General features: G+C 38.3%; 1 protein-coding gene. It reads right to left on the bottom strand.

Going from position 1 to position 2069, the window contains the following annotated elements:
• The coding region (locus tag CALSC_RS22435) for a CHAT domain-containing protein (RefSeq protein WP_088243468.1) at nt 1-1921 on the bottom strand (1921 nt) is incomplete at its 3' end.
• Nucleotides 1922-2069: the final 148 nt, after the last annotated feature.

Raw genomic sequence — 2069 nt, 5'->3', positions numbered from 1 at the left:
TTGCTCTTGCACCTGCTTCTTCCATAACATAGCCAAATCCCAAAATCTCGATTCCATTACCTAACTCTCCTCCTAATCCAGTTTCACAGGCACTTAAAACCACTAAATCAGTCTGGCTGAGGTTCCATAGCCGCAAATCGTTTAAATTGGCTGCTTTACCATTGCCAAATAAAACAAATGAATCTTCTGGACTACCTGTAACAAAAGCTGCATGAGTGGCAAAATGGAGAACAGAATAATTGCTTAAGCGTTTTGTAGTTTCTGACTCTGTAAATTCTGCATTAAGTAATTGTGTCGATCCTGGAAAGGTATCTGTTAAAGTTTTGATTTCCTTTTCTGCAAATGGTAATCCTCCATATTTGACAGTACGAGTACCGACCTTAATGTTGTAATCACCCACAGAAAAAGCCCCTGCTAAAATTTTTAAGGGTTGGGGCTGCTTATTTAAATCCGTTAAGCTCAGGGCTGTAATATTATTGACTTGATATTTTTCGACCAGCCATTTTTTGCCATCATGGAGAGCTGCAAGGGGGATGTAGCGTAATTTCCCATCTGGGGCATAAATTATGGTTTGAGCATTGGCTGATTTAATGGCAGGTGCTATGGGTTTAATTAGCCATTTATAAAGCTGTTGGGCTGGTTTCTTGGCATCTTTAGTTGGATTTTGTAATGCTGTGCGAAATTCACTGATAGTCCGCTCTAGCTGCTCTTGTTGCACTGTTACAGAGTAGCGGATGGGAGGGGTGTAGGAATTAACTAGTAGTAACTCCAGGCTATTTTCTAACACCAGGGGATAGAGCAAAACTGGTTTACCTGGTAGTTGTTTCAGATTATCTTGCAAACGACGGAGTAATTTGGGATTGAGATTTTCACCCCCTGTGGTATTATTTAGTTTTCGCAGACGCGCCACTACTTCTGGGCGATCGCTAAACAGAAGAAATTCTTTTAAAATATTCCTTTGAATAGTTGCAATTTCCTGTCGTCGTTTCTCTTGTTGGGGAGTTCTTTGATCTACGGGAATTTTTTGTAATGTATCGAGTTCTTTACCCAACTCCACGATTTTTTGTAAATCTTGAATCCCTTTTTCGACTAATTTCTGCTCTGAAGGGGAGTAATCCAGCCGTTGTAGAGTTGCTGTTTTGCTTTTCACACCATTTATATAGGTTTCTAATTCTTGGACTTTCATTAAGTCAGCCGCCGCATATGCTTCTAGGTTGCGGTTTTGCTTAACTAATAAATTGAATAAGCTGCGGGGGGTATTGTCAAACCTTTGAATGTAGGAGCCATGTAAATCCCTTATTTTGGTAGGTTTTTGTAAAGATTGGCGGATTTCTGTGATTAAATTTGCTGATTGTTTATAAAAAGCGATCGCTAAGTTGGGTTGTTTTTTGACTTCCATCAATGAGCCAACTTTGTGGAAAATTTTTGCTTTTCCCCAATTCTGACGATATTTTTGGCTCATTAATAAGGCTTTTTGCCATAATTCCAGGGTTTTGTTAGTATTTCCCTGTCTGTAATAAATTAAGCCGATATTAGCTAAAGCTTCAATTTCTCCATTGCGATCGCTAATTTTTTCAGCAATTGCTAATCCTTGCTGATAATACTTCAAGGCTTGGGTGTAATCTCCCTGTATCTCGTAAACCTGTCCAATATCATTAAGAGTTACAACTTCTCCTTGTTTTGCACCTTTTGTTTGGAAATTAGCCAAAACTTGCTTAAAGGTAGCCAAAGCTTTTGGATAATCACCTACATCAAACTCTTGTTTTGCCTGTTTTTGCAGTCTTGTAGTTTCCTGAGTTTGATTTCGAGTGATTGTTGACGGTGCTATGGTTATTTTACGATTCAAAGCAAAATATGATACCAAAACACCTACAGATACTAATAGGGTTGTAAAGACAAAATATTTATAACGCTTGAACATGGGAAAGTTCTCCAGTTATCAGGTAGTTCATGAGGCAGAAAACAGAAGGAGGCTTACCCTGATGCATAAACATATTTAAATGATGATTTTTATACCTCACTACCAGAAGAATAAGTATAATTACTTGTTGTATTGGCTTGAGCCTCAG

The sequence above is a fragment of the Calothrix rhizosoleniae SC01 genome (genome assembly GCF_900185595.1).
Classification (GTDB): Bacteria; Cyanobacteriota; Cyanobacteriia; order Cyanobacteriales; family Nostocaceae; genus Calothrix_A; species Calothrix_A rhizosoleniae.
This window is presented reverse-complemented; position numbering and strand designations above follow the sequence as displayed.